This window comes from Pontibacter roseus DSM 17521 (assembly GCF_000373265.1).
In the GTDB taxonomy this organism is placed as follows: domain Bacteria; phylum Bacteroidota; class Bacteroidia; order Cytophagales; family Hymenobacteraceae; genus Pontibacter; species Pontibacter roseus.
Genome location: NZ_KB890761.1, coordinates 623,086 through 647,407, shown reverse-complemented (window position 1 = coordinate 647,407; position 24,322 = coordinate 623,086). Strand labels below are relative to the sequence as shown.

22 protein-coding genes and 2 tRNA genes are annotated in these 24,322 nt (G+C 54.0%); 11 read left to right on the top strand and 13 right to left on the bottom strand.

Features of this window, described 5'->3' with window-relative positions; genetic code table 11:
• Positions 1-82 precede the first annotated feature (82 nt).
• The 5 genes from B051_RS0102970 to mutS form a co-directional block, all read right to left on the bottom strand.
• Positions 83-1,183 (bottom strand): hypothetical protein, encoded by a 1,101-nt coding sequence (locus B051_RS0102970; protein WP_018476691.1) that lies wholly within the window; start codon positions 1,181-1,183, stop codon positions 83-85.
• 5 nt (positions 1,184-1,188) lie between these two features.
• Complete coding sequence (locus B051_RS0102965; RefSeq protein WP_018476690.1) at positions 1,189-2,283, bottom strand: site-specific integrase; 1,095 nt, start codon at positions 2,281-2,283, stop codon at positions 1,189-1,191.
• Between the two features lie 202 nt (positions 2,284-2,485).
• Positions 2,486-2,569: transfer RNA gene (locus tag B051_RS0102960), tRNA-Leu, on the bottom strand.
• An 84-nt stretch (positions 2,570-2,653) separates the two neighbouring features.
• Positions 2,654-2,726 (bottom strand) — tRNA-Gly (locus B051_RS0102955).
• 166 nt (positions 2,727-2,892) lie between these two features.
• Positions 2,893-5,523 (bottom strand): DNA mismatch repair protein MutS, encoded by a 2,631-nt coding sequence (gene mutS / locus B051_RS0102950; RefSeq protein WP_018476689.1) that lies wholly within the window; start codon positions 5,521-5,523, stop codon positions 2,893-2,895.
• 638 nt (positions 5,524-6,161) lie between these two features.
• On the opposite strand from mutS, the gene B051_RS0102945 reads away from it, so the two are divergent.
• The 5 genes from B051_RS0102945 (at position 6,162) to B051_RS0102925 (ending at position 11,951) form a co-directional block, all read left to right on the top strand.
• The gene (locus tag B051_RS0102945) at positions 6,162-6,692 is read left to right on the top strand and encodes an RNA methyltransferase (RefSeq protein ID WP_033316639.1); all 531 of its coding nucleotides are present in this window, start codon (positions 6,162-6,164) and stop codon (positions 6,690-6,692) included.
• A gap of 247 nt (positions 6,693-6,939) precedes the next feature.
• Positions 6,940-9,426: an outer membrane beta-barrel family protein gene (locus B051_RS0102940; RefSeq protein WP_018476687.1), complete on the top strand. Its 2,487-nt coding sequence runs from the start codon at positions 6,940-6,942 to the stop codon at positions 9,424-9,426.
• A 365-nt stretch (positions 9,427-9,791) separates the two neighbouring features.
• Positions 9,792-10,799: a dipeptidase gene (locus B051_RS0102935; protein WP_026236152.1), complete on the top strand. Its 1,008-nt coding sequence runs from the start codon at positions 9,792-9,794 to the stop codon at positions 10,797-10,799.
• Between the two features lie 167 nt (positions 10,800-10,966).
• A complete protein-coding gene (locus tag B051_RS0102930) occupies positions 10,967-11,152 on the top strand; it encodes a hypothetical protein (RefSeq protein WP_018476684.1) in 186 nt (61 codons plus the stop codon).
• Positions 11,153-11,282: 130 nt separating this feature from the next.
• Complete coding sequence (locus B051_RS0102925; RefSeq protein ID WP_018476683.1) at positions 11,283-11,951, top strand: hypothetical protein; 669 nt, start codon at positions 11,283-11,285, stop codon at positions 11,949-11,951.
• A gap of 32 nt (positions 11,952-11,983) precedes the next feature.
• Here the strand turns inward: B051_RS0102925 and B051_RS0102920 are convergent, their stop codons facing one another.
• The 4 genes from B051_RS0102920 to B051_RS0102905 form a co-directional block, all read right to left on the bottom strand.
• Entirely contained in the window at positions 11,984-12,541 is a 558-nt protein-coding gene (locus B051_RS0102920; RefSeq protein ID WP_018476682.1) for a DUF4142 domain-containing protein, read from the bottom strand.
• Between the two features lie 111 nt (positions 12,542-12,652).
• Positions 12,653-15,013 carry a M20/M25/M40 family metallo-hydrolase gene (locus tag B051_RS0102915; RefSeq protein ID WP_245539565.1) on the bottom strand — a complete coding sequence of 787 codons (2,361 nt, stop codon included), beginning with the start codon at positions 15,011-15,013 and terminating at the stop codon, positions 12,653-12,655.
• A 98-nt stretch (positions 15,014-15,111) separates the two neighbouring features.
• Positions 15,112-15,903 carry a TerC family protein gene (locus B051_RS0102910; protein ID WP_026236151.1) on the bottom strand — a complete coding sequence of 264 codons (792 nt, stop codon included), beginning with the start codon at positions 15,901-15,903 and terminating at the stop codon, positions 15,112-15,114.
• Between the two features lie 36 nt (positions 15,904-15,939).
• Positions 15,940-16,437, bottom strand: a complete 498-nt coding sequence (locus B051_RS0102905) for a YajQ family cyclic di-GMP-binding protein (RefSeq protein ID WP_018476679.1) — start codon at positions 16,435-16,437, stop codon at positions 15,940-15,942.
• Positions 16,438-16,659: 222 nt separating this feature from the next.
• On the opposite strand from B051_RS0102905, the gene B051_RS0102900 reads away from it, so the two are divergent.
• Both B051_RS0102900 and B051_RS0102895 read left to right on the top strand, forming a co-directional pair.
• Positions 16,660-17,091 carry a GNAT family N-acetyltransferase gene (locus B051_RS0102900; protein ID WP_018476678.1) on the top strand — a complete coding sequence of 144 codons (432 nt, stop codon included), beginning with the start codon at positions 16,660-16,662 and terminating at the stop codon, positions 17,089-17,091.
• Between the two features lie 11 nt (positions 17,092-17,102).
• The gene (locus B051_RS0102895; protein WP_018476677.1) at positions 17,103-17,663 is read left to right on the top strand and encodes a lipocalin family protein; all 561 of its coding nucleotides are present in this window, start codon (positions 17,103-17,105) and stop codon (positions 17,661-17,663) included.
• Positions 17,664-17,709: 46 nt separating this feature from the next.
• Here B051_RS0102895 and B051_RS0102890 read toward each other — a convergent pair whose 3' ends face one another.
• Complete coding sequence (locus B051_RS0102890) at positions 17,710-18,336, bottom strand: hypothetical protein (protein WP_018476676.1); 627 nt, start codon at positions 18,334-18,336, stop codon at positions 17,710-17,712.
• Positions 18,337-18,360: 24 nt separating this feature from the next.
• The gene (locus B051_RS0102885) at positions 18,361-18,801 is read right to left on the bottom strand and encodes a DUF4174 domain-containing protein (RefSeq protein ID WP_245539564.1); all 441 of its coding nucleotides are present in this window, start codon (positions 18,799-18,801) and stop codon (positions 18,361-18,363) included.
• Between the two features lie 234 nt (positions 18,802-19,035).
• On the opposite strand from B051_RS0102885, the gene B051_RS0102875 reads away from it, so the two are divergent.
• Positions 19,036-19,560 carry a YfiT family bacillithiol transferase gene (locus tag B051_RS0102875; protein ID WP_018476673.1) on the top strand — a complete coding sequence of 175 codons (525 nt, stop codon included), beginning with the start codon at positions 19,036-19,038 and terminating at the stop codon, positions 19,558-19,560.
• A gap of 3 nt (positions 19,561-19,563) precedes the next feature.
• Here the strand turns inward: B051_RS0102875 and B051_RS20780 are convergent, their stop codons facing one another.
• Positions 19,564-20,343 (bottom strand): sterol desaturase family protein, encoded by a 780-nt coding sequence (locus B051_RS20780; RefSeq protein ID WP_018476672.1) that lies wholly within the window; start codon positions 20,341-20,343, stop codon positions 19,564-19,566.
• A 260-nt stretch (positions 20,344-20,603) separates the two neighbouring features.
• Between B051_RS20780 and B051_RS0102865 the strand changes: the two genes are divergently transcribed.
• Positions 20,604-21,533: a tRNA glutamyl-Q synthetase gene (locus B051_RS0102865; protein WP_018476671.1), complete on the top strand. Its 930-nt coding sequence runs from the start codon at positions 20,604-20,606 to the stop codon at positions 21,531-21,533.
• 71 nt (positions 21,534-21,604) lie between these two features.
• Here B051_RS0102865 and B051_RS0102860 read toward each other — a convergent pair whose 3' ends face one another.
• Positions 21,605-22,132 (bottom strand): DUF2911 domain-containing protein, encoded by a 528-nt coding sequence (locus B051_RS0102860; RefSeq protein WP_018476670.1) that lies wholly within the window; start codon positions 22,130-22,132, stop codon positions 21,605-21,607.
• A 234-nt stretch (positions 22,133-22,366) separates the two neighbouring features.
• Here B051_RS0102860 and B051_RS0102855 point away from each other — a divergent pair, with 234 nt between their 5' ends.
• Entirely contained in the window at positions 22,367-23,713 is a 1,347-nt protein-coding gene (locus B051_RS0102855) for a mechanosensitive ion channel family protein (RefSeq protein ID WP_018476669.1), read from the top strand.
• Positions 23,714-23,817: 104 nt separating this feature from the next.
• The gene (locus tag B051_RS0102850; RefSeq protein WP_018476668.1) at positions 23,818-24,264 is read left to right on the top strand and encodes a PepSY-like domain-containing protein; all 447 of its coding nucleotides are present in this window, start codon (positions 23,818-23,820) and stop codon (positions 24,262-24,264) included.
• Positions 24,265-24,322: the final 58 nt, after the last annotated feature.

The following is a 24,322-nucleotide window of genomic DNA, read 5'->3' as shown; positions in this document are numbered from 1 at the left end:
TAACAAGAGCAAAGATTGCAACGGTTGGAAAGAAAAAACCTTCACTTTTGATGAAGGTTAAGGTAATGGTAAGGGATTGAGATTAGCAGAAGTGGCTTATAAGTTCATCTATGGCCTCTTGCTTCTCAGCTGATAGCTCTTCTTTTACCTTCTGCTTTACAACTTTGAAATCAGTTGTGAATGGTTCTCCATTAGGTTTAATAAAACAAGCTTTAAGCTTTATATAATCCATCCTCTTAAGGCTTCCATCTATATTGCCTGAGTCTATTAATTGCATGATAAAGTAAAGCAATTCATAGGCGTTGGTATCATGCCACTTGATAGGAGTAAAATTTTCTGTAGTCTTACCTGTAAATACAGCTTTAAACTGTTTAAGCGTTGTATTCTTATGCAGATACTTATCTTTCATTAACTTATATAGCTTTGGAAGCTCCTCTTTGTGATCATCCTGCCATACATAGCTTATAAATTCACCTTTAGAGCTTTCATTATAACTGGGTTGTTCATTAGAGTAGTTACTCAATGTGCTTACTGCCTGCTCAGCCATAAGCTTTGTTACTCGTTCCTTAACAAATGGTAGGTTATAAAGATCCTGAATGTAATCATCCATTCTTTTACTATCCAATTGCTTTAACCTTTCAAATCGTTGGTTGATTTTATCAAGTTCATTTCTTGCTTCCTCACTAAATCCATCAAATGAGGGCTCAGTATCATTTTTACCATCTTCTTTTAGCCACTTAAGCCATCTGAAAAAGTTTGATTTAGTATAATAAGATATATGAGTAGGCATTATCTCTTCAAATTCATCTATTAAAGGGCTAGCCATTAGATAGAATGGAATAAATGGAGGTGTTAATTTGTACCTATTGTCTATACCATTGATTGCTTCCCAATAAAGCATAGGGTTGTCAGCTTTGAAGTTCTTCAAGGCTTCTTCAACTGCTTTCAATTGTTGGCTTAGTAAATCTTCCTTTGCAAAGGAGTGTTCATATCTCCTATAAAAGGCAAGCTTCATCAATTGCAGGTGCATAGCTATATAATTAGAGTATGCAAAACTTTGATCTGACCTTATTCTTTTAAAGTCGTTTTCTCCCAGCCTTTTATTTTCAACTAAACTTACTAGATCCTCACTTTTGATCTCTCCTTTCAACCAATCTTCAAAAGTGTATTCATATTCCTGCATAGCTATTAAAAATTAAGGTCAGGTAAGGCGTTTACAGCCTGTGCTTTGCGCTCGTCTGCAATGCTCAGGTACTTTTGTGTATGCTGTATGGAAGTGTGCCCTAAGAGTTGGGAAAGGGTTTTAATGTCATACCCCAATACAAGTATGTTGGTAGCAAAGGAATGGCGGGCACTATGCCAGGTAATGCGCTTATCTATACCTGCTCTTGCTACCCAATTCTTAACAGTCTTAACTGAGCCCTCAAATGATGGTAAAGGGAATACCAGGCTATCGGGTGTGCCCCGCTCCCCTATCAGTTTAAGGGCGTTCTGATTGAGTTTAAGCCTGAGCACCTCCTTAGTCTTGTTCTGCACTACAAACAGCTCTGAGCCGCCTATATCCTGCCATTTAAGGGCTTTTATATCGCCAAACCTTAAGCCAGTATTGCAGGCAAACAGAAAAGCCCGCTTTATTACCTCGTTACCACAATAGGCGGCCGCTAATGCTTTGATCTCATCTAAGTTCAGTACCCCTTTATTCATGCCCCCGCTCTTAAACTTTACCTTTTCAGGCAGTGGGTAATGTGGGAACAGGTTTTCCCTCATGCCATGCTTTACCACCTTCTTAAAGCGGGTAAAGTAAGTCTGAGGGCCATCGCCTGTCTGTTTTGCTTCTAAGTAGTCCTTAAATGCTAGTACAAAATTTGGGGTAATGTCTTTGCAAGGCAGGCGGGCTGTATCATACCTGTCTTTCAGAAAGGATTTGAGCTTGTTCAGGCAGGCACTCAACACCCTATGATCTGCCTTTGTGTATTGTGTGTTGTAAGCCTGCCAGTACTGTACAAAGTCTACTGAGCCCTGTGTCTTAGAACTCAGGTTCAGGGCTCCTGTTAGCAGTTCCTCTGTGCGTTTGGCCTTGATGCGCTGTGCAAGCTCCAGAACGGTCTTATTAGAGTCTTTTTCCAGCTTATCCTTAGGTTTTGCCACTATGTACAGTTTCAGGAACTCAAATTCCCTTACCCCCTCATAGTAGAAATCTAAGTACAGGCTTAGTTTGCCGTTTGCCAGTTTCTTTTCCCTTAGCCTAACTGGTTCTTTTGGCGCTCGTTTTTTCCCTTGCATAGCTTTTGTATTCCTTTCTTATCCAATATAAGAAAAGATATTTACATCAGTTACAAACGAGTTACAAACTGGTTACAAATAACATCAAAACAAGGGAAAAAGCGGGGTGTATTAGGGAAAGGCTATAAAAGCAAAAACCCGCTTAGAATGCATCTAAGCGGGTTTTTCTTAACATTTGGTTATCCAAATATAGTAAGTTAAGTACCAGGAGCGGGAATCGAACCCGCACGAGCTTGCGCTCACAAGATTTTAAGTCTTGCGTGTCTACCAGTTCCACCATCCCGGCGCCGTCCGAAGCTTTCTCCGGAGGGGTGACTTAAAAAAACAAAGACGTTGTTCAGCACAACGTCTTTATCTATTTGCCTTTTTGAGCGGGAGACGAGGTTCGAACTCGCGACCTCGACCTTGGCAAGGTCGCGCTCTACCAACTGAGCTACTCCCGCTTAAGTCATTCCCTAAACCGTTTCAGTGATTTAGTGATGCAAAGATATAGACAAAATCTCACTTGTCAATAGTCTGTGCTAAAATTTTCTATCGCTTTCACGCTTATAGCTGATTTTCAAGGAGAAAATTTTCACGAAGCCTTCTCCTCAAAACTCTCCATACCTGCTACCGCACCACTTCGCCCTTGTCTTGCAGCAGCAGTTTGAGCTCATTCAGCTTCAAAAGAGCTTCCACCGGTGTAATGGTGTTGATATCGAGTTGCTCCATCAGTTCCTTGATGCGCAGCAGCTGCGGGTCTTGCAACTCGAACATGCTGAGCTGGTAGTTGTTCTTGGGCGCTGTCTTCATCCGCTGCTTCGGCGCCTGCTCCGATACCTTCTCTTTCTCGAGGTGATGCATGATTTCGTCTGCGCGCAGCACCACGCTGTTGGGCATGCCGGCCATTTGGGCCACGTGTATGCCGAAGCTGTGCTCGCTGCCCCCTTCTACCAATTTGCGCATGAACAGGATTTTCCCACCCGTCTCCTTCACCGAAACATTGTAGTTCTTCACGCGCGTCAGGTCCTCGGCCAACTGGTTGAGCTCGTGGTAGTGCGTAGCGAAAAGCGTCTTGGCCCGAAATTTCGGGTGGTTGTGCAGGTGCTCCACAATGGCCCAGGCAATGGAGATACCGTCGTAGGTGCTCGTGCCGCGACCAATCTCGTCCATCAGCACCAGGCTGCGGTCCGAGAGGTTGTTGAGGATGCTGGCCGTCTCGGTCATCTCCACCATAAAGGTAGACTCGCCTTTGGAGAGGTTATCGGAGGCGCCTACACGGGTGAATATCTTGTCGATGACGCCGATGCGCGCGGCCTCGGCAGGCACAAAGCAGCCAATCTGTGCCATCAGCACAATCAGGGCCGTCTGGCGCAGCAGGGCACTTTTACCGGCCATATTGGGGCCTGTGATGATGATGACCTGCTGCTCCTCGTTGTCGAGGAAGATATCATTGGGCACGTACTCCTCGCCTAACGGCAGCTGCTTCTCAATCACCGGGTGGCGGCCCTTGCGGATGTCGAGCACGTGGCTGTCGCTCACCTCGGGCTTCACGTAATTACCGGCCACGGCTATACCCGCGAAGGAGCTCAGGCAGTCAATCACGGCGATGACTTTGGCGTTCTGCTGCACCTGCCCCACGTAGTCCATGGCCTGCAGCACCAGCTCGTTGAACAGCCCAAACTCAATGGCATAGATGCGGTCCTCCGCGTTCAGAATCTTCTCCTCATAGGTCTTGAGCTCCTCGGTGATGTAGCGTTCGGCGTTGACCAGCGTCTGCTTCCGTATCCAGGAGGCGGGCACTTTATCCTTGTGCGCATGCGTCACCTCCAGGTAGTAGCCGAACACCTTGTTGTAGGCGATTTTGAGGGAGCTTATACCGGTGTTCTTTACCTCGCGCTGCTGCAGCTGGGCTAGGTAGTCCTTGCCCGAGAAGGCGATTTTGCGCAGCTCGTCCAACTCCTCGTTCACGCCGTCGTTTATCATGTTGCCTTGGTTGGTGAGCATCGGCGCATCGGGCTTTAGGATGTTCTTGATTTCCTCGCGCAGACCATCACAAGGCGCCAACTGGTCGGCCAGCTTCACGAGGGCAGGTATAGCACTGGCGGCCAGCAGCTTCTTGATGGGCTGGATGGCATCCAGCGCCTTGGCCAGCTGCACCAGCTCCCGCGGGTTAACGCGACGCACGGCCACCTTCGAAATCAGGCGCTCCAGGTCGTTTATCTGCTTCAGGTGCAGGTATAGCGCATCGAGGAGCTCCGTGTGGTTCGTCAGCGCCTCCACCGTGTCGAGTCGGCGCCTGATTTGCACCACGTCCTTCAGCGGCAGCACCACCCATTTCTTCAGCAACCGGGCGCCCATGGGCGTGGTGGTCTGGTCAAGTATCTGGATGAGCGGCACACCGTCCTGGTTCTGCGGGTATACCAGCTCCAGGTTGCGCACCGTGAAGCGGTCGAGCCACACGTACTTGTCCTCCTCCAGGCGGGAGATGGTCGCAATGTGGCTGATCTCGTGGTGGTGCGTCTCAGAGAGGTAATGCAGAATGGTGCCGGCCGCGGTTATACCTTCGCGCATACCCTCTATCCCGTAGCCTTTCAGGGAGGTTGTATTAAAATGCCGCGTCAGCGATTCATAGGCGAAGTCGTAGCTGAACACCCATTCCTCTAGCGCGTAGTAGCGGAAGTCAGGACCGTAGTTGCTGACGAAGGTTTCCTTCTCGCGTTTGCAGAAGAGCACCTCCGCCGGCGCCAGGCTCTGCAGCAGTTTGCCCACGTAGTTCTTGTCGCCCTGAGCGGTGATGAATTCGCCCGTGGAGATATCTAGGAAGGATACGCCTGCCTCAGTCTTGCCGAAATGCACGGCAGCCAGGTAGTTGTTGCTGCGCTTCTCGAGCACCTGGTCGTTGAAGGAGACGCCCGGTGTTACCAGTTCCGTCACGCCCCGCTTCACGATGCCTTTCACCGATTTGGGGTCTTCGAGCTGGTCGCAGATGGCGACGCGCTCACCGGCGCGCACCAGCTTGGGCAGGTAGGTGTCGAGGGAGTGGTGCGGAAAACCGGCCAGTGCCGTTTCGGAGGTGGAGCCGGCGCCGCGCTTGGTCAGCACGATGTCCAATATCTTACTGGCCCTGATGGCGTCTTCGCCAAAGGTTTCGTAGAAGTCCCCTACCCTGAATAGCAGTAGCGCCCCCGGATGCTTCGCCTTAATGGCGTTGTATTGCTTCATCAGTGGGGTTACTGTGCCGTTGTCTCCTCCTTTCATACCTGTATCTCTTTTGGGAAATGGTTTCCCGGTTAATCTTTATTTCCATCGCGAGGCTCAACCCGTGACCATTAGTAGTGTAAAGTCTAGGACTCCACTAAATCCGTAGGCTCAAACTACTGGTGCAGCTATACCTTGCTTCGTGGCTACTGTGCTTGGCTTATATAACCTGGCCTTGTTTCATAGCTTCGCCTGGCCGGAGTGGCCTTACTTTTCTCCTTGCTGAGAATCGAGGGCCCCTACCCCCAAAATAAGCAAAAGAATCAAGACGCTCCTTTCTCGAGGGCCCCTACCCCCACTCGCTGACCGCTCGAACAGTGGAGCGCCAAGTAGTGCACCTAGCTAAGGTCGTTGCTTTATAGTAGAGGTTGTAAGTAAGTCTGCTATACCTGCCAGGGCTCATATGCTACAAAGCCTATACCTGAAAATTGACTATGGCAGAAAGTTAACCTTCGAAGGGGGCTGAACCGCTCCAAATTCACTTATCCCTCAACACACTTCTACTTCCCTACAACAATCAACACCCACTATTCAGTTTGATTTCTCCCCTGTCTGCCGGACCTTTGTAAGAAGCGATGGCACTTTGCTATACCTGCTAAGCCTTTCAGCTTTAGCTTGAACATCATTTGAACCTAAAAATGCGCAAACTCTCCATGGACGACCTCAACCGCGACTCGGTTGAAGAATTCAAAAATAAGAAAAAAATACCGTTAGTCTTGGTGCTCGACAATGTGCGCAGCCTCAACAATGTGGGCTCTGTTTTCCGCACCGCCGATGCTTTTATGGTAAGCAAGGTATACCTGTGCGGCATCACCGGCACCCCGCCCCACCGCGACATCGAGAAGACGGCGCTTGGCGCCACGGAGTCCGTGGAATGGGAGCATGTGCCCGATACATTGGAACTGGTGAAGCAACTCAAAGAACAAGGGTATCAGATTGGCTCGGTGGAACAGGCGGAAAATAGTGTGAAGCTTGATAAGTTTATACCTGAACCGCAACAGCACTACGCGCTGGTACTGGGCAACGAGGTGTTCGGTGTGGAGCAGGAGGTTATTAACCACTCTGATTTTGTGCTGGAGATTCCCCAGTTCGGTACCAAGCATTCGCTTAACATTTCGGTGGCAACCGGTGTGGTGGTGTGGGATTTCCTGAGCAAAATCACTGGCTAGACAGTTGAAACAGAAGGCCTCCTTGCCTCTCCACTATACTTCCTGATTTTTTTAACTACTCCGTTTAAACCTTCCCGGCCGATGCTTGTCATACCTGTGGCTAAAAGTTGAGCCGGGGGAAACCGCCATTTCCGTTAAAAGAACAGCGGCGTACCCCGGTAATCGCCTTTCAATTCCGCTCCCGTCTGCTGCCTCCCTTACCCTAAGGCAACAAAAGCACCTTCTTTTATTACCCGTATAAGAAATTATGAAAATTTATACTTTACCATTTCCCCTCGTTCTTTTTTTACTATTTATCTCCAGCACTACGCTCCTGGCTCAGGCACAACCTCAGGCCGCCGCACAGGGTCGAATCTACGGCACAGTACAGGACGAAGAAACCAAGGCGCCACTCGGCTTTGCCAACGTAGTGCTGCTCTCCGCCCAGGATTCCAGCCTGGTAACCGGCGCCACTTCTGACATAGAGGGGAAATTCGAGTTGACCCGCGTACCTCAGGGGCGCTTCATTTTGAGCATTTCGTCGGTGGGCTATCCTACCAAATTCATACCCAACATCGCCATCACGGCAGCCAATGCCAACCTACAGCTAGGCGCTATACCTGTGCGTGGCGGCGCCACCCGGCTGAAAGAAGTGCAAATTGTGACAGAGCGGCCCATCGTATCGTTCGAGCTGGACAAGCGGGTCGTGAACGTAAGCCAGGATATCAATGCCGAAAGCGGCTCTGTGGCCGAGGTGATGCAGAACCTGCCCTCGGTGACTGTGGATGTGGACGGCAATGTGAGCATGCGCGGGAGCTCGAACGTCACCATCCTCGTAGACGGCAAGCGCTCCGCTCTCTCCAACCTTACTCTCGACCAGATTCCCGCTAACCTGATTGAGAGCATCGAACTCATTACCAACCCATCCTCCAAGTACAACCCCGAAGGAACCTCAGGCATCATCAACCTGGTGCTGAAGAAGGAGAAAAAGCCCGGCTTCAATGGCTCTGCCTCTGTCACGGCCGGCACCTACGACAACTACAATACTTCGCTCAACCTGAACTACCGCTACTATAAGTGGTCTTTGAACTCCGGCTACGATTTCAGACAGCGCACCCGGCCCGGGGAGAGCAACAGCTTTACAACCAACTACCACTTGAACGACTTGGGGCAGCAGGACAGCACCAGTTACCGCCTGCAGGAAGGCACACGCAATAGCAAGGACGTCTCGCACAGTTTCCGGCTAGGCGCTGATTATTTTCTTACGCCCCGCCATACCTTGTCAGCTTCCGGTATCTACCGCTTCGGCAAAGACACCGGGTATAACAACATCCTCTACCGTTTCGAGGATGAGAATCGCCAACTGGTGAACACCCGCACACGCGAAACTGACGAGGAGGAAAATGAGAACGCTGTGGATGTGACGCTGGGTTACCGACAGACCTTCGAGAAAAAGGGACAGGAACTGACGGCCGACATCGTCTACAACACCAACATCGACGACGAAGTGGCGCTGTACAACGAGCGGAGTGGCTTGCAAGGTAGCTTTCCGGAGATGCAGCAGACATTAGTAGACGATGCCAACCGGGAAATAGTCGCCAAAGCCGATTACGTGCACCCCATCTCGGAGGACAGTCGTTTTGAGGCGGGTTTCCGCAGTTCGCTTGAGCGTCTGGACGAAGACTCCCGTTTCTTTAACCGCAACAACGAAACCGGCGACCTAGTATACAGCACCGACCAGAGCAACCATTTCGTTTTCGACCAGAACATCTACTCTGTCTACTCGAACTACAGCAACAAGTATAAGTCCATCAGTTACCAGGTCGGGCTGCGCGCCGAGCAGACCGTAACTAAAACGGACCTGCGCACCGAGGATAAAAAGAGCGACAACGACTACTTCAGCCTTTTCCCGACGTTCTTCATCACCAAGGACTTCAACCCGGAAAACAAGCTGCAGTTCAGCTACAGCCGCCGCATCAACAGGCCACGCAGCCGTTTCCTGAACCCCTTTGTGGACCGCTCGGACCGTTTCAGCGTGGACTATGGCAACCCTAACCTCAAGCCGGAGTTTGTCAATTCCCTAGAGCTGGGCTATTTGAAGTATTGGGGCGAAGCCTCCATCAACGCGACTGTTTTCTACCGCCATACCTTGGATGAAATAGAACGCTTCCGGATGGGGACTCAGGTGGTAGTTGGCAACGACACCATACCTGCCACCGAGACGACCTTCCTGAACATCTCCGACAACCGGGCCTATGGGGCAGAGCTCGGGTTCAACTACCCGGCTACAAAATGGTGGCGCATCAACGGCAGCATCTCCGGCTTCCGGACGCAGCTCAACACCACCCAGGGCGACACAGAACTGAGCAACGCGCAGTTCAGCTGGAACTCGAAGGTGAACTCAACATTTACCTTGTGGGAAGATTTGAACATCCAGTTGTCCGGTTTCTACCGCGCCCCGACAGCCGACATTCAGGGCCGCATGGAGCAGATGTTCAGCGCTGACCTGGCCATGAAAAAAGACGTACTCAAAAAGAACGCTACCATCTCGCTCCGTGTGTCAGATGTGTTCAACACACGGCAATTCAACTTCGTGAGCTTTGGCCCTGAGTTCAGAACCGAGAGCGAGAACCGCCGCCAGAGCCGCATCATTTACCTGGGCTTCACCTACCGCCTCAACAGCGAGGGCAACAACCGCGAGCGCCGCAGACCAAGCGAACAGAATGGCGGGGACGACGAGGGCTTTGAGAACTAAATTACATTGAAACTGATAAAAAGAGGTCGGGGAGAAATCTCCGGCTTTTTTTATTTGGCTGCCACTCTCCTTGTCATTCCTTACCGTTTCTGTCATTTCGACGATAGGAGAAATCTAACACCCTAGCCACCGCCTGTTCGAGCGCAGCGGGAACTCGCGGTGAAGCCTGCCAGTCGGTTCACACTTGAGGTATCTTCATCTACGCCCTACCGGTGTCAATCTGAGTCTGCATAAAGCCGCATCTGCGCTGACGCCAGATTTGCGGCAAGAAGGGTATAAGATTTCTCCTTTCGTCGGAATGACAGCTGTTGTATAGCTTTCTCGCCGGCTTCTGCGTATTTTAAGCCGGAAACAAACCCATACCTATGCTCTCTCCTTCCCGAATCCCCATCATCGACATGCACTGCGACCTGCTGGTATACCTGTCCGACGTGCCGGGTTCCCTGATTGACAACGTGAACGAGATAGGTTGCGCCACGCCGGCGCTCGCGCAGGGCAACGTGAAGCTGCAGACCATGGCCATCTATTGCGCCACCGCGCCGGGCAGCACCGACTATGCGCGGCTGCAGGCCGAGATATTCCGGGAACTAGCCATCAGCAAGCAGGACTGCCTGGAACCGGTAACAGATATAACCTCTCTCCGGCAGGCCATGCAAAGCGAGAGCGGCATTGGCATGGTGGCCGCCATCGAGAACGCCTCCGGCTTTTGCGAGGAGGACGAACCGCTCGAGGACGGCTTCAGGAAACTGGAGAAAATCATCGAGAACGTGGAGCGGCTGCTCTACATCAGTTTCACCCACCACATGGGCAACCGCTTCGGGGGCGGCAACATGACCGACCGCGGCATCACCCGAGACGGGAAGATGCTGCTCGACTACCTGCACGGCCGCAAAATAGCCGTGGACCTTTCCCATACCAGCGACGCGCTTGCATTCGATATCCTCCAGCACATTGACCAGGAGCGGCTCGACATACAGGTGATTGCCAGCCACTCCAACTTCCGGCAGGTATGGGAACACAACCGCAACCTGCCCGATGAGCTGGTGCAGGAAATCATCCACCGCAAAGGCATCATCGGCATGAACTTCGTGCGGGCTTTTGTGAACACGGAGGATCCTGAGGCCATGCTGCACCACATCCTGTACGGTTTTGGGCACGGCGCCGAGGAAGCCATCTGCTTTGGGGCGGATTATTTTTACTTCGCCGACTTCCCGGATCCGACCCGCTACCCCTTCTACTTTGCGGAGCACGAGCAGGCCGGCAACAGCTATACCTACCTGCTGGGCCGCCTGCAGCAGCACCTGACGCAGGAGCAGCTAGAGAAGCTCGCCTACAAAAACGTGCAGCGACTGCTGGAGCGGCTGTGGTCCTGAACTGGCAAAAGTACAATGAGAGCGGGCAGAGCACCCGGCCAGGAGACTTGCACTGAAAATAAATTTTTATATATTTATCGTGCGCTATACTAGAGGCATGTCAGGCAAGGAATTGAGTGTCGTAACATGCTTCTTCCTATGGGCATACACCCTTAATCGGCAACTGCATGAAATTCATCGGGCTCTTCCTCTTAATCATTGGTTTTGTGTCACTTTTAATCGGATTCACAGGGGCTAACCTGATGGCGCTCAACTGGGTGAACCAATGGGGCGAAACCATCGGCTGGGCTATACGTATCGGTGTGACTATACTTGGAGGTATATTGCACTTTATTTACCGGCACGAAGATTAGGCACCTTCGCTTACTTTCTATATAGAAACTTTGCCATGTGCAACTAAACTGCGTATACGCTAATACAGCGCCTGATTGGAGTCGGCCAGGCTGCTGCCAAACTGAACTAGAACGATAGCTAACCATAGCCATGGACTCTCCGCAGTACTCGCCTTACTACATTCAGATAAACGAGCTCTACATCGACACAGTCGTGATTGATGACACGGAGTTTATCACCCTCTGGTGCTTCACCGTGCTGGACGACGAGTACAAGTTCATCTACCTGGGCTGCGACTTCACCCAGTTCAACCAGATTCTGATTGGCGCTGGCGAAAGAGGCCAGGAAATCGCCCTGCACATCGCCGACGTGCTCAACAACGAGCACGACTCCCCTACTCTCATTCCCATCAAGGAGAAGTTCGAAGATTACCTGGAGCTCACCGGTTTTGATTTGATTGTGTATGAGCCTCTGGCCGTGGATGACGATGAGTTTGAGGAGGAACTGGAAGACGATGATGACCTGCCGCTGGAGCAGCTCCTGGGAGGCGGCAGTCGCTCGGACAACACCTCACAGAAGTACCTGATTTACCAACTCGACAAGCTGTACCCATCCAAAATCTTCGAGCCGGAAGCACTCCAGCGCGAAAACCTGACGGAGCAGTTCGAAGACGACTCGCTGGAGCTGGCCCAACTGTACTACGACTACCTCAACGCCACAGAAAACGGCTATAGCGAGTGTGAAGCCCGCCAAGTGGCTGGGCTCGAGAAAGACCTCTTCTTCCGGATGGCCCGAAAAGCCGCCGACCTCTGGAGCTAAACCCCTCAGCTCAGATTTATTTCCATTTCTCCTTATTGTGATGCGGCTATACCTGCCTGGTTAGCCAAGCGCATGCGCTCCTGCAGGTGCACCTGCATCTGGTTTATCCATTCCCGGATGTGCTCTTCCTCTGTCTTTTGCAGGGTTTCCTGGTAGCGCTCCAACTGCGCGGTGTGGGAGGAAAGGATGTAGTGGCGGTAGCGGTTGTCGAATTCAGCGGCCGGCAGGTTTCTGAACTCCTCCACAATGGCTTTGTCGGCGGCTCCTAAGGTGTCGGGGATGCTGGTGAGATGGTCTTTTCCCACTGTTTTCCGGAGGTCGGCCAGCGCACGCGTGTGGTGCTGCAGTGCGTGCTCCCCAATGGCTTTTACCTGCTCCTGCTGCCCCCGTTCAGCAGCCAGTTGCCCTAGTTCCACCTGCAGCATGCTGGTGCTGGCGGCGTAATCAAAGAAAGCCGTCTGTCCACTCGTCTTCGTGGCAGGCAATAAGGTCATCTGTTGGTGCTTGTTCGTCTCAGGGGAGTCGCTACAGGCAAGGGTCAACAGGAAAATCACGCCGAAGGCCAGCGTCAGGAGTTTATCGGTCAGCATGGGTGCAGGGGTAATACAACTGTATACCTATACCCCATACCTGGCCCACTGTTTCAGCCAATCTCGAAAAACGGTTAAAAGTGCAGCACTTCCTTACAGTACTCCAACTCGCTAGAAGGTATAGGACTTCCGCACCAGCGTGAGGTTGCTCTCGCGGCCTTGTTCCGGCACTACGTGGTCGGGCATTGGCACCCGCACCAACTGCTTCGGCAGCCCGATGGAGATGTCGTACAGGTATAGCAACAGGTTGCTGCTCTGCGTCAGGCGCACCTCCAGCTCCACCTCCTTGGATTCCGGAAGTCCGTGCACCTTGACGAAGTATGCCTTCTGCTTTCCGGCCTGTATGGGTTGCAAGTTAAGCGGCGCGCCGTTGATAGAGGCTCCCAGCAGCGCCTCTTCCTGCTGCGGCTGTAGCACCAGGTCCATGTGCGCGGCCCCTCTCGGAGAGCGCAGCCGGAGCGTCAGTACCCGCTCACCCGTTTCTATGGCCTCGTTCTGCAACTCCGCCACCGGCACCTCGATCTGTATCGCCTCTGCCTGGTTTTTGAGGTATTTTCGCTCTGCCATAGGATATATTTCGGTGAGCGCTCCGGTAATGGGGGCCGGAAAGAACTGTCTGTTCCAGTCATCGGTGCGCTGGTAGGCGGAGGCCCAAATCGCTTTCCCGTCATCGGCGTTGAGGTAGTAACTCACATGGCTGTGCAAGGGTTGTTTTTCACTAGGCTGTTCGGCCGTGATGGCTCTGGATACCTCCAGCGCACCAGCACACAGCAGCAAGACGGGCAGCAGCGGCACCTGCCGCCAGCTGAAGCTCCGTTCAATGACCACCAGCAAAGGTATAGCCAGGCCAGCCAGCAGCACCAGCAGCGCCACCATGGCCACAGGCATTTGCAGCGCGAACACCACAAACAGGAACCGAACAATGGGCATGAGCATGAAAACGGCTGGCACCACCGATAGCAGCAGCACGATGGCGAAGAGCCAACCTACTGGCCTTTCGTGCGGCACCAACAGAAAAACGACCAGCGCCCCGATGAGACAGAACAGCAAGGGGAACAGGAACAGATAGGCTGCTACGGGTACCAGGAAGAAGGTGATGACCAGCAGCACGAACCACAGCACGTAAGCGCCTACCGCCAGCGAGAAGAGACGCAGCCAGCGCGTCGCCAGCCAACACAACAGCAGGAAGAAGCCCAGCGCAAACAGCAGGTAGGCCATGAAGAAGCGCGCTTCGCCATATATCCCGTTCGTGTCGTGGGTATAGGGCAGGAAGCCTTTCACGAAGGAATTGAGCGGCAGGAAAACGCCCGCCACCAAACCCAGTATCAGCACAAAGCTAAGAAAGCCGGCCAGGAGTTGCGGCAGCGTCAGGGCCCGTTTCAGCACGCCTACCCGCACCGTTACCAACAGCAGCAGCGTCACGAGCGCCATCCAAAGGATGTTCCATTCCGCCGGGTACTGCACCAACCAACTTCCGGCAGGGTTGAAGAAGACTTTGTCTCTGGCCTTGGTATCGTCCAGAGGTATGCTGCCGAGCTGACGCACCAGCGCCAGCATGTTGCTGCCGTGGTGCTGCAGGCTGTTCTGGTTCAGGTTCTCCGGCGTGTCCGTCATCTTGTGGTAGTGCACGAACCTGTCTATGAAAGCGGAGTTGACGCCGGTGTAGCCCGCATCACGGAAAACGGTGAAATCGGTGTTGTTGGGCAGGCGGCGGTATACCTCGTACATCATGGAACTGGCAAAAGGATAAGGCACCGCCTCGGCAAACTGCCCCACCACCCACCCATTCTCCGGGCTAATCTCAAAGGTCATGCTGGGACCGGAATTGCCGCGCGCCTCCACGTTCACCACCACGCCCACCTCCGCTGCCCAGGGGTGCTTCAGGAAGGCCTTGGCTCCGTACAGGCCATACTCCTCTCCGTCCGTCATCAGGAAAATCACATCGTGCTGCAGCGGCTCTCCCTGCTGCAGGGCACGAGCCGTTTCCAGCAGGGCGGCTATACCTGCGGCATCGTCTCCGGCACCGGGCGTGTTGGGCTGCGAGTCGTAGTGCGCCATCACCAGCACGGCCTTGCCACCTGCTTGCTGCCCTTTCAACCGACCCAATAGGTTGTACACATGTCCCACATAGCTGGCCTGTCCCACCTCGTTCACCTGCACCGCCTCCTGCACCTCGGTCTGTAGTCCGAGTGCCTCCAGCTGCTGCACCAGGTATTGCCGTACCTGGGCATGTGCTGTGGTGCCCATGGCATGCGGCTCCCGCGCCACCTCCTGAACGTGCACCATAGCCCGCTCCGCTGAGAACTCATTGGCAGGTGCGCTGGCCGGCAAGGCCTCCGGCGGCCGCATCCACCGCACACTGAGTACAGACAGGGCTGTGAGGCCGATGAGCAGAAAAAGCGCAATCAGATGGTTCCGGTAAGGCATGGCAGCAGGATGGGGTGAAACATTTGCTTTTTCTAATGTATACATATTTTTGAATACTTTGGTCGGATCTACTCTTTGAAAAAGCAGCGGCCCCTCCAACATGATTGAAGGGGCCGCTGTAGCAAAGCGTGGCCGTAGCAGGCTTAGGAAACGGTTGTCTCTTCTTCCGCCGTCTCCAGAATCTCGCTCTGCCGCAGTTGAACTGGCTCGGTCTTCTTGCGCAGGCGCATGTTGAGCATCTCCACCAGAAGCGAGAAGAACATGGCGAAGTAGATGTAGCCTTTCGGGATGTGCTGGTGCAGCGCTTCCACCACTAGCATGAAGCCGATGAGAATCAGGAAGGCCAGCGCCAGCATCTTCACCGTGGGGTGCTTGTTCACGAAGTCGCTCACGTACTTGGCGAAAATCAGCATGATGCCCATGGCCAGAATCACGGCGATAATCATGATGATGACTTCCTGCGCCAGACCAACGGCCGTCAGGATGGAGTCGAAGGAAAACACGATGTCGATGAGGATGATTTGGACGAGGACCTGACCCATGGTAGCGTATACCCTGTTCGCGCCTTGGGCTTCCTCTTCCTCGCCTTCCAGTTTGTTGTGTATCTCCGTCACGGCCTTGGCCAGCAGGAACAGACCACCCACAAAGAGGATGATGTCACGCCACGAAACCGGGAAGTCCTCTTCCGTGAATGGCAGGTTGATGGAGAAGATGGGGTCGCTGGCGCTCACAATCCAGGAGATGAACAAGAGCAGTATCACGCGGAAGACCAAAGCCAGCATCAGGCCGATGTTGCGTCCTTTCGCCTGTTGCTCCTTCGGCAGCCTACCCACGATGATGGAGATGAACACGATGTTGTCGATGCCGAGCACCACTTCCATGAAGGTCAGCGTCAGCAAACTTATCCAGGTATCCGGATTAGCGAATATTTCCATATAGAATACGGTGAGTGGATTGAGGGTTAGTAGGCGCTACGACTTCATGTTCACATACTGCAGCGGCATACCGATTTCTTCGGCGTTTGTACGCAAAATAGCGATGACTTGCTGCAAGTCGTCAATCTTTTTACCGGTCACCCGGATGGTCTCATCCATGATGGCCGCGGACACCTTGGCCTTGCTGTCCTTTATCAGCTTCATGATTTTCTTGGAGGTCTCCTTGTCTATACCTGCCTTCACCTTGATGTCCTTTTTGACCATGGCACCGGACTGGTACGCTTCCTTGGAAAAATCGAGGGCCGTGGCGTCGAGGCCCTGCTTCACCATCTTGCCGATGAGTACGTCCTCGGTGTGCTGCAGGCGCATGTCGTTTTCCATGCTGATGTGCACTTCGTTATTTTTCTTGTCGAACTCGAGGCTGCCTTTGGTATCGCGGAAATCGTAGCGGTTCATGATTTCCTTGCGGGCCGTGTTCACGGCGTTGTCCATGGTTTGCGGGTCCACTTTGCTCACAATGTCGAAAGATGCCATAGTTTATTCGGGTTAATGTCAGAAATTAAGTTTTACACGGTTAATAATCCACAAAGTTATTTATCTGATTGTCGATTGCTATTTGTTGCCAGTTTTATTGTCCATTGTTTGCTGTCGGGTGTTAAATTGCTTTTAAAATACCAACTGCTTCTGTGAAGGAGGCACGGGCTGGAGGTATAGCCTGGCCACTGCCTTTCAGTATTCAACATGTAACAATACACCATGAAAATCATAGAACCCGCCACCCCTGAGGAATTTCATCAGTACTACCGCCTGCGCTACGACACCCTGCGTCGCCCCTGGAACCAGCCGGAGGGCAGCGAGCGCGCCGAGGACGATGCCAGCGCTATACACGCTATGCTGGTGGACGAGGCCGGTGAGGCCGTAGGCGTTTGCCGGCTGCACCTCCATACCCCGCAGGAAGGGCAGATACGCTTCATGGGCATCCGGGAGGACAAACAGGGCCAGCGCCTGGGCGACCAGCTGCTGACCTATATGGAAGAGCGGGCGAAAGGGCTGGGAGCTAGCCGCATGACGCTGCAGGCCCGTGAGAATGCCGTGAACTTTTACCGGCGCAACGGGTATGCTATGGAAGAGAAGTCACACCTGCTGTTCGGCACCATCCAACACTATAAGATGGCCAAGCAGCTCTAACTAGCTTTGCCATGGCCTTCACCAAAAAAGAAAAACTCATCGTGACCGTCGGCGCCGCCTTGCTGGGCGTCATCCTCATCAGCCGCAGCAGCCGCAGCCATGCGCCACTCGAGACGGTGCCTCAGGTGGACTTGAAGCGCTACATGGGCCGATGGTATGAAATCGCCTCCCTGCCACAGCGCTTCGCCAAGGGCTGCCACTGCAGCACCGCAGATTATACCTTCAACGCGGAGGAGGGCTATGTGGAGGTATACAACTCCTGCCGCAAGGGCGGTCCCACAGGCAAGGTGAGCGATGTGAAAGGCAAGGCTTTTCCGGTGGAGGGCAGTAGCAACAGCAAGCTCAGGGTGCAGTTCTTCTGGCCTTTCAAAGGAGACTACTGGATTCTGGAGCTTGACCCGGACTACCGCTACGTGATGGTGGGGTCCCCGGACCGAGAAAGCCTGTGGTTCCTCTCCCGCACCCCCACCCTGGAGAAAGCCATCTTTGACCTGCTCGTGCAGCAGGCCAGGAGCAAAGGCTTCCCGGTAGAGCGGTTGCAGCAAATGGACCAAAGCTGCGCGAAGAAGTAGCTAGCCCACCGGCAGACAGGTATAGCAAACGGCTTTCTAACGCTACTTAATATGCCCGCCACATACCGGTTGTGTCGTCAGCTGCCTCTGGGTGGGTCTCCAGCGGCGACTCCCGCAGCACATCATCCTCCGCTATGTTAAATTCCTCCGCCCTGACCAGGAAAGAGACCAGGCCCAGCACCAGCAGGAAGCCGAAGGGGATGAGCAGGTTGCGGTACAGGAATTTTCGCAGCGGCTCGTGCAGTTGGCGGAAGCGCCGCAGGTATAGGAACAGCAGCACACCAGCCAACAGGTATAGCGGCGCTGCCACAAAGAACAGGAGCTGCCAACCATACCAGAGTTGGTAGCGGAAGATGAGCGCCAGCAGCGCTAGCACCAGAGCCAGGCTGCTGACGGAACCGAGCAGAGCCAGCCGTACACTGGACACGATGTAGAAAAACGACAGCCCCACCTGCACCAGGAACAGCAGCATGAGCACCGCCATGGCAAACACGAACACGAAACTGCCTGCTGCTATACCAAGGAACTTCATCACCACGCCCACCACCGCCATACCCAACCCGACATACAGTACCCTGGTGAAGGAACGGATAAAGGAAGACAGGCGGTAGCTGACGCTCTCGGCAAGGGAGCGGCTTTCGTTCTGGTGCAGCGGGCGGGGCTCGAAAGTCATAGTGGTTTCAGGTATAAGGTAGGACTACTCCTGCTTTCGCATTTCCTGTTGCCGCATGGGCATCTGGTCAATGATGCTGAAAATCTCCTCCATCCGAACCGGCTTTGCACTGCGGTACTTTTCCTGCCCGTCCTTGCCGAGCAGAATCAAGGTATAGGCGTCCTCTTTCACCCCAAACCGCTTCAGTAGTTCCTGCCGCTGCTTGGCATGCTCTCCGCCGGAAACCAGCTCCAACACCAGCAGCTGGCGGTCCTGCAGCCCTTTCACGTTTTCTTCTATCAGGCTCATCTGCTCACGTAATCCTATATCCTTCTGGTCAGGCGCAAAGACCAACAGCAACCTGTTTTTCCACTTGTGTTCTTCCAGCATCATCGTCTTTCCGGTTTGCGCCAGTGCCAGTGCCGGCACCATCAGGGCCAGGCAGAGTACAGCGCCACACAATTGCCATATCCTCATGTTCCTCATACGTGCCTGCCTCACGACAAGGTATGGCGCACCTGTGGTCGGACATATCGCAAAGCTTATCCTGCTGGCTTTTCAGCAGCATGTGCTGGCAATTGGCAAGAGGAAGAGAGAGGGACTGCAATAAGTTGAGACAAGGATTTTCAGTAAGACCCACTTTGGCTTCTAAAAAAGATGTTGGAGCAGCGGATGCGACGCAGGTATTTTTTACATTTAACCTTACACAATCCCACACCTATGGATGAACTCCGCTACCCGATTGGCCAATACAGCCCTCCCCAGCACATCTCAGATGTCCAGCTGCACCAGTACATCCGCTCCATTAGCGACCTGCCCGCACGTGTAGCAGAGGCCGTGGCCGCTCTTAACGAGGAGCAACTGGATACTTCCTATCGCCCCGGCGGCTGGACGGTGCGGCAGGTCGTGCACCACCTCCCCGATAGCCACCTGAATGGCTATACCCGCCAAAAGCTGGCGCTAACGGAAGAAAATCCCACCATACGCCCCTATGATGAGGTGGCATGGGCCGAACTACCCGATGCCAAGACGGCTGCTCCCGCTGTTTCGCTGGCTCTGCTGCAGGCGCTGCACCAGCGCTGGGTGATTATGCTGCAACAACTGACCGCCACGCAGCTGGACCGCACCTTCGTACATCCTGTTTCCGGACAGCAGACCATCCGCTACCACATCGGCCTCTACGCCTGGCACGGCGAACACCACCTGGCGCACATCACCGGACTCAAGAAACGAATGGATTGGTAACCGCTATACCTGTCGGGCGGCTGCCGTCTGCTCCGAGTCCACCAGGCTGGCCAGCGTCTTGTCGTAGTGGGGGTGCGTGGTTTTCATCGCCTCGTCCCAGAACCGGAAATACAGGCCGTAGTTGCCTTTGAAGTACCTGTGGTGCATGTTGTGGTTGGTGGAGGTGTTGAGCCAGCGGCCAATCTTGCTGTTCACCACCCACTTCGGGTAGATTTCGTAGCCCAGGTGCCCGTACACGTTATACACCGGCATGAGCAGCAGAAACAAGAGAATGGCAAACTCATGGATGGGAATCAGCAAGACGATGACCACAATCACGCCGGCCTCAATCACGGCCTCCAGCGGACTGAAGGCGAAAGCCCCCCAGGGCGAAGGGTTGACCGAACGGTGGTGCGTGAGGTGGAACAGTTTGAAGAGCCGCGGGTGGTGCATGAGGCGGTGCGTCCAATAAAAGTAGGTGTCGTGGATGAGGAGCGCCAGCACCACGCTCAGCGCAAAGTACGCCCAACCAAAGTCCGAGATGTTGCTGTAGAGTTGCGTGTAGGGCCTCACAGCCGGAGAAATGAGCACGATGCCGACAGCTGCGAAGATGAAGAAGGTCAGCAGGGAATAACCTACCTCCCGCACATAATCCTGTCGCTTCGGGGAAAGCCGCTGTATCTTCAGCCGTGCAAACCTAGCCGGAAACAGCCGGTAGAACACCAGGAAAGCCAGCCCGGCAATAACCACATAGCGGGCCGTCAGCAACGCGTAGAAATACCAGTAGGTGTTATGCTCCATCATCTCGTTATACCTGTACCTAAGGGAAAAAAGCGCAGCGCAGAAACAGTGCCCGCCATACCTCCTGGAACATGCCAACCAGGTGGATTAGTTTGCAAAACCTCATCAGATTTTGAAGGTCCCTCGATGGATAGCAAAATGGTTACGGCATCCCATAGGAATCATTTCAAAGGTCTGAAGCTGGTGCAACACCTCAAAATGGCGTACATTGCCTTGTAGCCAAAGCACAGGCGGCGTCCTGTTGGCAGCAATTCTTCCGGAACATGCATACCTCTGAAAAACCACAGCAGCTCAAGACCCGCATCGCTCCTACCCCTAGTGGCTTCCTGCATCTGGGCAATGCGCTCTCCTTTGCCATCACGTGGGCGCTGGCCCGCCAGCAGCAAGGGATGGTAGCCCTCCGCATCGACGACCTCGACAACGCCCGCTTCCGCCCGGAGTACCTGCAGGACATCTTCGACACGCTCGACTTCATGGGCATCGACTATGACGAGGGGCCGCGCAGTCCGCAGGATTTCCGGGATAACTATTCGCAGCTGCTGCGCCTGCCCGCTTACCATACCTTGTTGGACATGCTCGTGCAACAGGACATGGTGTACGCCTGCCCCTGCTCCCGCAGCCAAATCGCCTCCTTGTCCCCGCTGGGGCTATACCCGCTCACCTGCCGCGACGAAGGGCTTTCGCTTGACTCCCCAAACGCGGCTTGGCGCATCCGCATACAGGAGGGCACACAAATAACCTTTCAGGACCTGCTGCTGGGTAGCTGCACCGTACCGCTGGCCCTTGAGATGCCGGACTTCGTGGTGCGCCGCAAAGACGGCATACCTGCCTACCAGATTGCCTCCCTCTGCGACGACCTGGCCATGGGTGTAAACCTGATTGTGCGGGGCAAAGACCTCATGCTTTCCACGGCAGCGCAGCTTTTCCTGGCGCAGCATACCGGCTCATCGGCCTTCACGGACGCGCAGTTCGTGCACCACCCCCTCATCAGCAGCAGCGACGGCAACAAACTCTCGAAATCGGATGACGCCCTCTCGTTGACTGAGATGCGGAAAGCGGGGCTCAAGCCAAAGGGTTTATGGGCTTTGCTGGCGAAACTCCTGGGCTGGCAGGAGGCAGATATAGAAGATGCACAAAGCTTCCTGAACCGGTTCAACCTGCCTGATTTTCCCCGACAAATCAGGCAGGTATAGCGAAGGCCCGGCTTGCACAACGTTGTGTACAAGCCGGGCCTTCTGAAACAAATCCGCAATGACTTCAGTGATTACTTGGCAGCGGTCACCGCGACAGGCACCTCCAGGTTCTCCCAACGCAGCACAATGCCTTTGTCGGTCACCTCATACGCCAGGCGCTCGCTCATGGAGGTAGCTTTTTGTGGCTTGGCGGTCACGCGCAGCGCATCCTGCTTCTCGTCGTACTGCGTACCCCACTGCTTGGCCGTCTTGTTGAAGATGACCGTCCACTCGTCCTCCCCCGGAATGGTGTATAAACTGTAGGTGCCGGCAGGAAGCTTCTTGCCTTCCACCATCACATCGCGGTCCACGGTAACCGTGGTGGCCTCGTTGGCACCGGAGCGCCATACCTCCCCGTAAGGCACCAGGTCGCCCCAGATGGTCCTTCCCTTCACAGATGGGCTGCCGTACTTGATGGTGATGGCGGCACCGCCTGCTTTGCCCGTGGCAGTGGCGGCCGGACTGGCCTTTGGTTTGGCATCCTGGGCCCAGGCGGTGGCCGAAATGAGTAGCCCAACGAGCAGCAGGGCAAGCGAATTTAAAATACGTGCGTTCTTCATAGGTTTTTATTTTGTTTATGGTAGAAAGATAGTGAAAATGAAACTCAATTCAAGACAATCAAGCTATTAACTAACGCACAGTGCGCCTTCAGATTGTGCAGGGAACCAACACGTTCTCACAGCCCTAGTTCATACGCCTCCTCCTTCGGCAGGTAGCTTGCACGCCATTCTTCCGTATAGAGGGAAACCTTGATCCCTACCCGGCTAGAACAAGGATGACGAGAAGCAGCACCTATGCCTACCCCTAACAGAAACAGAAGAAACCGCACCAGAAGGCGCAGACCCGCCGCCGCCAGCCCGCGTGCCCCACTGACCAGACAGCAGCTTTACCGAACCTCCCGCGCTATAAGAGCCAACCGCACCAAGTTCAGAAGAAGGAGAAAAATCAGCGGCCGCGCGGCTGTGCAGGGGGCGCATCATAGGCTGCGGAACTTCCGGCAGTCGTCTATGCTGGCAGTGGCCATCACCGCCTTCATCCTGCTGATTTTCGCTCCGGGCGAGACAGGACTGGCACAGGAAAACGAACAGGACACTTTTGCTATAGCAGCGGGGGCGGGGGCGACTGCGGCAACCGACACGACCGCACAAGTCACCAAAGGCACCTCTAGCAAGGAAGCCGCCGAAGAGGCCATTGGCGCCCTACAGGAGCTCTGGAACGGCTTTCTGTACAACCTGCCCAAGCTGCTCATCGCATTGGCGATGCTGGTGCTGGCTTGGCTCTTCGTGCGCGTACTGCGCGCCATTCTCCTCCGGACCATCGGGCGGTGGCAGAGCGCCAGCGCCGTCATTTCCCTCGCTTCCATCGCGGTATGGCTGCTGGCTATCGGGGTGGCGCTGAGCGTGGTGGCCGGCGATATCCGGGCATTGGTGGGTTCATTCGGCCTCATTGGCCTTGCCCTTTCCTGGTCATTGCAGACGCCCATCGAGAGCTTCACCGGCTGGCTCATGAACTCCTATCAGGGCTATTACCGGGTAGGCGACCGAATCCGGGTAGGCGAGGTGTTCGGGGATGTGTACCGCATCGATTTTCTCACCACCACTGTCTGGGAGATTGGCGCACCCTACCAACCGGGATTCGTGCAGGCGGAGCAACCCACAGGCCGGCTTGTGACCTTTCCCAACAACGAGGTTCTGACGGGCACCGTCATCAACCTGACAGGCGACTTTCCCTATGTGTGGGATGAGCTGGATGTGGGCGTGGCCAACGAATCGGACATACCGCTCTCGATGCAGGTGATGGGAAAAATAGCGGAAGACCTGCTAGGCAGCTACATGGAGGAACCTGCCAAATTGTACGGCCAACTTCTTAAACGCGCCGGCCTGGACGACGATGTTCCTGCTAAACCACAGATATTCCTCTCAGCCGACGAGTCGTGGACGAACGTAACGATTCGCTACCTGACAGGCGCACGCGAGCGCCGCAAGTGGAAGAGTGAGCTGACACTGCGCATCACCATGGAATTGAACAAGCCGGAGTATATCAAGAAAATCATACCGGTATACCCCAGGCAGCAGGTACAGTTCATCAACCCCGATGGCACTCCGACACAGGCAGGCTCCAGAGACAGCAGCGAAGCATAAGACACAACTGATTCTGTCTCAATAGTATCAAGTTCAGATTTGCTTCAGATTCGTGCCGTATCTTTGAACCATACCAATTTTTCAACACTTAAAAAGTAAGGATTATGAAAAAGATACTAGTTGGATTCGCCTTAGTGATCGGTTCGGTTACAGCCGCCCAGGCACAGGACGTAGACGCGAAGGATGTTCCTGAAGCCGTGAAAAGCGCACTGTCGCAAAAGTATGCCAACGCCACTGATTTGGAGTGGGAAAAGCATGGTGACAACTTCGAAGCCGATTTTGACGTGGACCGCATAGACCATGCCGTGATGATTGACCCATCGGGCAAGATATTGATGGCCCGACACGATGTGATGGAGAAAGACCTGCCACAGGGTATACGCACCGCCATCGGCCAGAATTACAAAGGCATGCGCGTAGATGACGTGGAGCAGATGGAGAAAGACGGCAAGACCTACTACCAGCTGGAGCTCGACCAAAAGGGCCAGGACAAAAAGGTGGTGCTGTCGCAGGATGGAAAAGAGGTGACCGACCCAGCATATTGGGACTAGCCCATTGCCTTTGAGACGTTAGTGAAATGCCCGGAGCCATGGCTTCGGGCATTTTTTT

What these genes read in the sequence shown, in the direction of transcription:
- B051_RS20780 (WP_018476672.1), bottom strand. Translation starts at nt 20,343, where the DNA reads ATGATGGAGCATAACACCTACTGGTATTTCTACGCGTTGCTGACGGCC.
- B051_RS0102860 (WP_018476670.1), bottom strand. Translation starts at nt 22,132, where the DNA reads ATGAAGAACGCACGTATTTTAAATTCGCTTGCCCTGCTGCTCGTTGGG.
- B051_RS0102850 (WP_018476668.1), top strand. Translation starts at nt 23,818, where the DNA reads ATGAAAAAGATACTAGTTGGATTCGCCTTAGTGATCGGTTCGGTTACA.
- B051_RS0102900 (WP_018476678.1), top strand. Translation starts at nt 16,660, where the DNA reads ATGAAAATCATAGAACCCGCCACCCCTGAGGAATTTCATCAGTACTAC.
- B051_RS0102920 (WP_018476682.1), bottom strand. Translation starts at nt 12,541, where the DNA reads ATGCTGACCGATAAACTCCTGACGCTGGCCTTCGGCGTGATTTTCCTG.
- B051_RS0102935 (WP_026236152.1), top strand. Translation starts at nt 9,792, where the DNA reads ATGCTCTCTCCTTCCCGAATCCCCATCATCGACATGCACTGCGACCTG.
- B051_RS0102910 (WP_026236151.1), bottom strand. Translation starts at nt 15,903, where the DNA reads ATGGAAATATTCGCTAATCCGGATACCTGGATAAGTTTGCTGACGCTG.
- B051_RS0102930 (WP_018476684.1), top strand. Translation starts at nt 10,967, where the DNA reads ATGAAATTCATCGGGCTCTTCCTCTTAATCATTGGTTTTGTGTCACTT.
- mutS (WP_018476689.1), bottom strand. Translation starts at nt 5,523, where the DNA reads ATGAAAGGAGGAGACAACGGCACAGTAACCCCACTGATGAAGCAATAC.
- B051_RS0102945 (WP_033316639.1), top strand. Translation starts at nt 6,162, where the DNA reads ATGCGCAAACTCTCCATGGACGACCTCAACCGCGACTCGGTTGAAGAA.
- B051_RS0102965 (WP_018476690.1), bottom strand. Translation starts at nt 2,283, where the DNA reads ATGCAAGGGAAAAAACGAGCGCCAAAAGAACCAGTTAGGCTAAGGGAA.
- B051_RS0102890 (WP_018476676.1), bottom strand. Translation starts at nt 18,336, where the DNA reads ATGACTTTCGAGCCCCGCCCGCTGCACCAGAACGAAAGCCGCTCCCTT.
- B051_RS0102885 (WP_245539564.1), bottom strand. Translation starts at nt 18,801, where the DNA reads ATGAGGAACATGAGGATATGGCAATTGTGTGGCGCTGTACTCTGCCTG.
- B051_RS0102940 (WP_018476687.1), top strand. Translation starts at nt 6,940, where the DNA reads ATGAAAATTTATACTTTACCATTTCCCCTCGTTCTTTTTTTACTATTT.
- B051_RS0102970 (WP_018476691.1), bottom strand. Translation starts at nt 1,183, where the DNA reads ATGCAGGAATATGAATACACTTTTGAAGATTGGTTGAAAGGAGAGATC.
- B051_RS0102905 (WP_018476679.1), bottom strand. Translation starts at nt 16,437, where the DNA reads ATGGCATCTTTCGACATTGTGAGCAAAGTGGACCCGCAAACCATGGAC.
- B051_RS0102855 (WP_018476669.1), top strand. Translation starts at nt 22,367, where the DNA reads ATGCCTACCCCTAACAGAAACAGAAGAAACCGCACCAGAAGGCGCAGA.
- B051_RS0102865 (WP_018476671.1), top strand. Translation starts at nt 20,604, where the DNA reads ATGCATACCTCTGAAAAACCACAGCAGCTCAAGACCCGCATCGCTCCT.
- B051_RS0102875 (WP_018476673.1), top strand. Translation starts at nt 19,036, where the DNA reads ATGGATGAACTCCGCTACCCGATTGGCCAATACAGCCCTCCCCAGCAC.
- B051_RS0102915 (WP_245539565.1), bottom strand. Translation starts at nt 15,013, where the DNA reads ATGTATACATTAGAAAAAGCAAATGTTTCACCCCATCCTGCTGCCATG.
- B051_RS0102895 (WP_018476677.1), top strand. Translation starts at nt 17,103, where the DNA reads ATGGCCTTCACCAAAAAAGAAAAACTCATCGTGACCGTCGGCGCCGCC.
- B051_RS0102925 (WP_018476683.1), top strand. Translation starts at nt 11,283, where the DNA reads ATGGACTCTCCGCAGTACTCGCCTTACTACATTCAGATAAACGAGCTC.